Raw genomic sequence first — 6661 nt, 5'->3', positions numbered from 1 at the left:
TACCTGTTATCATTATCGGCAAGATTGCCGACATAATCATTTAAAATATATTCAATCAGTTGTCCGCGAGTGATATTGCGTTGGCTCGCTGCATCTTCAAGTCGTTGCACTAAATCGGAATGCAATTTTAGCTCCACGCGTCTTAACCCAGATGAGCGGTCGCGTTTAAGTTGATTGCGTTTGTTTATGCGAATTTGTTGTTCTCGACTTAAAGGATTTGTGCGTGGTCGCCCAACTTTTGGCACGCTTGCGAACAAATCAAGGGTGATACAATCTGCGTCCTGTTTTGCCATAATGTTCCAACCGTGGGCTTTAGCTTCTTTGCTCTTTATATACTTTACTAAGTGAGAATGATAAGCTACTGAGTAAGGTGGTACTATACCATATTATTCGGGTATTTTAAAAGAATAAGCCATAAAATCTGATGCTTATCTCACCAATTGTTACGTGCTTTCTGATTGGCAAATTTTTAATGTTTCTTCAATCAATTGCAACGCAATCGTGCCTTTGGGTGGAAGTTCGGGTAAAGGCTTATCTGCATCAAACCATCTCGCATCGCAAATTTCTTCCTCTTGCAAGCAAATTTCTCCGCTTTCATAATCTGCTAAAAAACCTAACATTAATGAATTGGGGAACGACCACGGCTGACTGCCAAAATAGCGAATGTTTTTAATTTTTAGACCGCTTTCCTCAAATACCTCACGTTCAACCGCTTGTTCGGCTGTTTCGCCCGCTTCGATAAAACCTGCTAATGTGGTGTAAATTGAGCCCTTATGACGCTGGTGATTAGCCAATAAAATCTGTTTGCCACGACGCACCGCCACAATAATACTTGGGCTTAAAACAGGATAGAAGTGCTGGTTACAACTTGGGCAAATCATCGCAATTTCTTTCTCTGAAAGTATTGTTTTTGCACCACACTTTCCACAAAATGTATGTGTTTCAAGGAAATGATTTAGAGCCACCGCTCGGTGCATCGTCAAGGCTTCTTCCATAGGGCGAGCAATTTGCGTGCGTAAAAACATAAATGCCCAACGGCTTAAATCCGCTTCCGTTGCTTTCACTAAATTCAACGGAAAACCTTTATATTCGCCAATTTTTACGATTTTTCGACCGCTTGTTCCGATCTCTTCCGCCGTACCAAAGGGTAATTCATTGTCAATTAAGGCAATATCAAAATGGTTTACGATTGCCCAGTATGATTGGTTCATTTTGTTTCCTCTCTTCTAAATTTATAATTAATAGAAAGGTATTTTTTCAATTTAGCCTTATAAGAAAATAAAGCGGGGATACCCCGCCCGCAATGTTACTTTAAATCAACTCGCACGAATATTTTTCAGGCATTGGATCTTCGATCGGGCGAATGTCGATTTCTGGATTTTCAGGATCAACCTTATCTTCCAATTTTTGCTCTTGTTTCGGCTCTTCTTGCTGAGATTTTGAAGCATCTTGAACAGGTTGTTTTTCCGCCTCTTCGGTTGCAACTTCAGCTACATTTTCAATCACCTGTGAGGTTTGGATTTCTGCTGTTGGCTCTATTTTTACTGGCTCAACAATGGCTTTATCAGGCACACCAACAACGGGTTGTTTGTGCATTTTTATTTTTTCGCTTGCATTTTCAAGCTCAAAATCGACCGCTTGTTCGGTTGTGGCGGTGTTATCTGAAAGTTCTGGGCTCGGTTTGCTGTTTTTTTCTTCTAGCAAGGGTGAAACTACATTAATCTCGTCTGAGTTTTCAGGATCGTATTCAGCAATATGGATATTTTGTGCACCATTAGTTTTCTTAGCGATCAATTTACGGCTTAGCTCTACTTTAGGATCAAGCCAAATGGCTAAAATCGCATCATTAGTAGCGTCATCAAATTCTCCTGCAATCACCTGATTATTGACAATAAAATAACCACGATCCACCAATGCTATATAATAGAGCTTATCGCCTGGTTTTAAATCAGGCAGGGTTTTACGCAAGCGGTCGATTATCGCATCTTGGTTAGGTAATTTGATCTCTAAACGAGCCCAAGAGCGTGCGATAGAAATGGCAAAATCGCGCCCATCTACGGGTTTGTCATATTTTAAGCTCAACATAAGCGGGCGAATGTTGGGCTGATATTCGCCTGTTTCAGTGAAAAGAGAGATGTTGTATATTTTGAAAGGCCCCCAAGTGTAATCTAAGTCGTTGATTTTCTTCCAATCAGATAGGGCGTTGCCACTTAATAGGGTAAATAACAAAGTAAAGAGAGCTTTGTTTCGCATTATTAGTGCCTCTTGAATAGTTGAGTTTGCATTATACCGTTAAATTTTGGGCTTGTCGTAGTAGAAGTGGGTAAAAATTTTATGATCTAGTTCAAATTTTAGTGAGATTTCACTACCAAGTTAAGCTAAAAGGAGTAGGATGAAATCGAATCTATTAATAACCTATGTTAAGGAGTTTACTATGTTTCCTGAATATCGTGATTTGATTACTAAATTGAAAAACGAAGATGCACATTTTGCTCGTTTATTTGATAAACATAATGAAATCGACCAAAAAATTAAAAACCAAGAGGCGAATATTGAGCTCGCTACTCAACAGGAAGTTGAAACTCTTAAAAAAGAAAAATTGAAAATTAAAGATGAACTTTATACGATTTTAAGACAATATTCTGCAAAATAGGTTGTTAATTCAATGTAATAGAGAGGAGAAAATATAGATTTTCCCCTTTCTTTTTTATCTGTTTTCTGGCTATAATTCGCCCACCTCAACGGTAATTCATTCATATATCGCAAGTTTGTGTATAGGACGTGAACAAATCCAATTGTTTTTCTCAATTCAATTCTATTTTTCATTATATACCTTCGCTTGCAAATCATTAACTCTCTTAAGGATTTAAGGACAATGTTAGAGATTTGGCAACAATTCAAACAAGATTATCTAATTAAATATTGGAACCCAGTGGCTGCGGTTATTGCGGCAGGCTTACTTTCGGCTTACTATTTTGGCGTAACAGGCACTTATTGGGCAGTGACGGGCGAATTTACCCGCTGGGGTGGACACGCATTACAAGCCCTTGGTGTAGATGTTTCCGAGTGGAGCTACTACAAAATCATCGGGATGCAAGGCACGATTTTCACCCGTATTGATGGCGTGATGATTCTAGGGATGTTCGCTGGTTGTATTTCTGCCGCACTTTGGGCGAACAACGTGAAATGGCGTAACCAACCGCACAAACGTCGCATTGTTCAAGCTTTAATTGGCGGAGCTTTGGCAGGTTTTGGGGCACGTTTAGCAATGGGCTGTAATTTAGCCTCGCTTTTCACAGGGATTCCACAATTTTCCGTGCACGCGTGGTTCTTTACCATTGCGACTGCAATTGGGACTTACTTTGGCGTAAAAGTCACCTTACTTCCAATATTCCGCGTAAAATTGCAACTCAAAAAAGGGGCAGCAAAAATCAAAGAAAGTGATCCGAAACAAGCCACACGTCGCTTCCGCATTGGGATGGTAATCTTTTTAGCATATTTGACCGCTTCCCTCTATGTGATGCAATCGTCTATCAAACTTGGTTTTGCAATGCTTTGCGGATTAATCTTCGGATTATTGATTGAGCGTGCACAAATCTGCTTTACCTCCGCATTCCGAGATTTATGGGTAACGGGTCGTGCTTATATGGCAAAAGCGATTATCTTCGGGATTATTGTGGGTACTATAGGCGTGTTTTCTTACGTTCAATTAGGCGTTTCTCCTAAAATTATGTGGGCAGGCCCAAATGCTATTATCGGCGGTTTATTATTCGGTTTTGGTATCGTATTAGCAGGTGGCTGTGAAACGGGTTGGATGTATCGTTCCATGGAAGGGCAAGTACACTTTATGTGGGTAGGTCTAGGTAACGTTATCGGCTCAACCTACCTTGCTTACGTATGGGACGACATTGCACCAACACTCGCCTTAGATTACGACAAACTTAACTTACTCAAAGAGTTCGGCCCCGTCGGTGGCTTGCTCGTTAATTATGGCTTATTAATCGCTTGTTTGGTTGCTGTAGTTTGGTGGGAAAAACGCTTCCTTGCTAAAGCCAAAGCGAAAGTAGCGGCAGCTTCTTGCGGCTGTAACTAATCAATACCACATAACCTAAAACATCAGGAGAACATTATGGCATTTACTGTCGTACAAAAATTGGATAAAGATCCAAAAGAGATTACCCCAGATTACACACTGGATACCCTAGGCGAACCTTGCCCCTATCCTGCCATCGTGATGCTTGAAACGATGCCAGAATTGAAAAAAGGCGAGATTTTAGAGCTATTAAGCGATTGTGCTCAATCGATTAACAATATTCCTGTAGACACAAAAAACCATGGTTATACATTGCTAAGCGTTGAACAAGATGGTACGAAATTGCGTTATTTGATTCAGCGATAAAATAACAATATGAGGTTGTTATGTTATAAGATAAGAGATTAAAGAGGAGATTAGTTGCCGAGGAAGATATTAACCTCGGCTTAACTGAAAGGCGATTTACAGCTGATCTGCATGATGAATCAACACAAACTTTTCCCAAAGTTCTTCTTGGGTTTCTTGATGATTACTATCGGTAATGATGCAATTAGTAATCGGGCAGACTTTCTGGCAAGTAGGCTTTTCATAATGCCCAACGCATTCTGTACAAAGCAACGGATCGATAACATAAATCTCATCGCCTACCGAAATTGCTTCATTCGGGCATTCAGGTAAACACATATCACAGTTGGTACATTTTGCGGTAATCAACAATGCCATTGTCTGCTATCCTCTCGTTTAAAAAAGAGGCGAATATTAGCCTTTTTGTTGAGCTAAGTAAAGCACTGTTGCAGCAACGCGTGAATGTACATTTAATTTCCGAAGTAAATTACGGATATGCACTTTCACCGTTTCTTCAGAAATAAAAAGCTGAGCGGCAATTTGTTTGTTCGACATTCCTGTTGCAATCCATTGTAAAACGTCCAATTCGCGATCGGTTAGTTGTGCAAGGGGATCGCTCTCAGGCTGACGGTTAAGCAAATGCTGACGCACCGTTTCACTTAATACCATCTCACCGCGAGCGGCTTTTTGGATATTTTCAATCAGCTCTTCGGTGTCACTGTCTTTCAACAAATAGCCATCTACGCCCGCATCCATTAACGCAAAAATATCAGATTGCTCATCCGATACTGTAAGTACCACTACACGTGCATCCACATCGTGAGCACGTAATGAACGTAAAGTATCCAATCCTGAAATTCCTTTCATATTCAGGTCTAACATAATTAAATCAGGTTGAAGTTTTAATGCTTGAGCAACGCCCTCTGAGCCATTGCTGGCTTCCCCAACTACTACAAAATCCGTTTCGAGCTCAAGAATTTGACGCATTCCTTTACGCATTAAAGGGTGATCATCAATTAAAAGAATTTTATAAGGTTCTGTCATTTCTTGCCTCATTTTTATTACATACTAATTAAGGTAATTATTCTCTCACTCTTACTACTCAAAACAAGTTACCTATTTTGGGTAGATTGCACTCTTTTTGATCTAGGCTAAAAAAATCGTAATATTCTTGCTTAATAAAATTGCAAAACTTTGTAAGTTTTTAACCGCTTGTTCCGTTATAATAGCCTCAATTTTGATTAAAAGAATGAATTTATGACCACTCAAACAACCTATTTCGCTACCGCTGCACGTGGCTTTGAAGAGATGCTCAAAACTGAGCTAGAACAAATTTGTGGAGCAAGCTGTAAAGTCGCTCAAGGCGGCGTGCATTTTACTACCACGCAAAAAGGCGTATATCAAGCCTTGCTTCATAGCCGTTTAGCTTCTCGCATTTTACTGCCGTTAGTTTCCACAAAAATCTTTAGCGATTTGGATTTATATGCTTCCGTGGTGGGCTACAACTGGGCGGAACTTTTCGAGCCTCGTAATACATTTTTCATCGATTTCAACGGTACAAACCGTGAAATTCGCAACACTCAATTCGGTGCGATGCGTGTGAAAGATGGCATCGTAGACTACTTCGAACGCAAAGGCTTTGAACGCCCTACTGTGGATAAAATTGCCCCAGATGTGCGTATTCACGTCTATTTAAACCGTGATGATATGGTGATTTCGCTTGATTTAAGTGGAGAAGCCTTGCATGTGCGTGGTTATCGTTCAGACACAGGCAAAGCGCCATTGCGTGAAACTTTAGCTGCAGCAATTGTATTACGCTCTGGCTGGCAACAGGACACGCCATTGGTTGATCCGATGTGTGGTTCAGGCACGTTACTGATTGAAGCGGCTCAAATGCAGGCAAATATTGCCCCGCAGATTCAGCGTAAGCATTGGGGCTTCCACGCGTGGAAAGGGCACGATATGGCACTTTGGGACGAAGTTTGGAATGAAGCAAAATCAGCCGAAAAAGCACTGACAAACGGTCAATTTTTTGGTTTTGATCTCGATCATCGCGTGCTGCAAAAAGCTAAACAAAATGCGATCAATGCAGGCGTTGGCGAGGCAATTAGCTGGCAACAAGGCGATATTGCAGCACTTAAAAATCCTTGCCCGGAGCAAACAGGTACGGTGATTTGTAACCCGCCTTATGGTGAGCGTTTATTTTTGCCTAGATTGCCCCAGAGTGAGGTACTCAATCTAGCGGGATGCAAATATATATTTTATGTCTCTAATTTTTGCCTG

General features: G+C 40.7%; 9 protein-coding genes. 4 read left to right on the top strand and 5 right to left on the bottom strand.

The features are described from left to right. From ybfE to KH943_RS08520, 3 genes are all read right to left on the bottom strand, one after another. Positions 1–293: LexA regulated protein (gene ybfE / locus KH943_RS08530; RefSeq protein ID WP_304109980.1), on the bottom strand; the 293-nt coding region annotated here is incomplete at its 3' end. Positions 294–443: 150 nt separating this feature from the next. Next, the gene (nudC, locus tag KH943_RS08525) at positions 444–1211 is read right to left on the bottom strand and encodes an NAD(+) diphosphatase (protein ID WP_304109978.1); all 768 of its coding nucleotides are present in this window, start codon (positions 1209–1211) and stop codon (positions 444–446) included. 100 nt (positions 1212–1311) lie between these two features. Beyond that, the gene (locus KH943_RS08520; protein WP_304109976.1) at positions 1312–2253 is read right to left on the bottom strand and encodes a hypothetical protein; all 942 of its coding nucleotides are present in this window, start codon (positions 2251–2253) and stop codon (positions 1312–1314) included. Between the two features lie 181 nt (positions 2254–2434). Here KH943_RS08520 and KH943_RS08515 point away from each other — a divergent pair, with 181 nt between their 5' ends. The 3 genes from KH943_RS08515 to yedF all read left to right on the top strand — a co-directional run bounded on the left by KH943_RS08515 (position 2435) and on the right by yedF (position 4399). After that, a complete protein-coding gene (locus KH943_RS08515) occupies positions 2435–2653 on the top strand; it encodes a YdcH family protein (RefSeq protein WP_304109974.1) in 219 nt (72 codons plus the stop codon). A gap of 222 nt (positions 2654–2875) precedes the next feature. Further along, positions 2876–4093, top strand: coding sequence for a selenium metabolism membrane protein YedE/FdhT (yedE, locus tag KH943_RS08510; protein ID WP_368493501.1), 1218 nt, complete (start codon positions 2876–2878; stop codon positions 4091–4093). A 36-nt stretch (positions 4094–4129) separates the two neighbouring features. Beyond that, positions 4130–4399, top strand: a complete 270-nt coding sequence (yedF, locus tag KH943_RS08505; protein WP_040217074.1) for a sulfurtransferase-like selenium metabolism protein YedF — start codon at positions 4130–4132, stop codon at positions 4397–4399. Positions 4400–4495: 96 nt separating this feature from the next. On the opposite strand, the gene KH943_RS08500 is transcribed toward yedF, so the two are convergent. Beyond that, positions 4496–4756, bottom strand: a complete 261-nt coding sequence (locus tag KH943_RS08500) for a YfhL family 4Fe-4S dicluster ferredoxin (RefSeq protein WP_005707554.1) — start codon at positions 4754–4756, stop codon at positions 4496–4498. A gap of 36 nt (positions 4757–4792) precedes the next feature. After that, complete coding sequence (gene narL / locus KH943_RS08495; protein ID WP_304109969.1) at positions 4793–5422, bottom strand: two-component system response regulator NarL; 630 nt, start codon at positions 5420–5422, stop codon at positions 4793–4795. 213 nt (positions 5423–5635) lie between these two features. Here narL and KH943_RS08490 point away from each other — a divergent pair. Further along, positions 5636–6661: THUMP domain-containing protein (locus tag KH943_RS08490; protein WP_304109967.1), on the top strand; the 1026-nt coding region annotated here is incomplete at its 3' end.

Origin of the sequence: Haemophilus parahaemolyticus, assembly GCF_018373095.1 — a bacterium.
In the GTDB taxonomy this organism is placed as follows: Bacteria; Pseudomonadota; Gammaproteobacteria; order Enterobacterales; family Pasteurellaceae; genus Haemophilus_A; species Haemophilus_A parahaemolyticus_A.
This window is presented reverse-complemented; position numbering and strand designations above follow the sequence as displayed.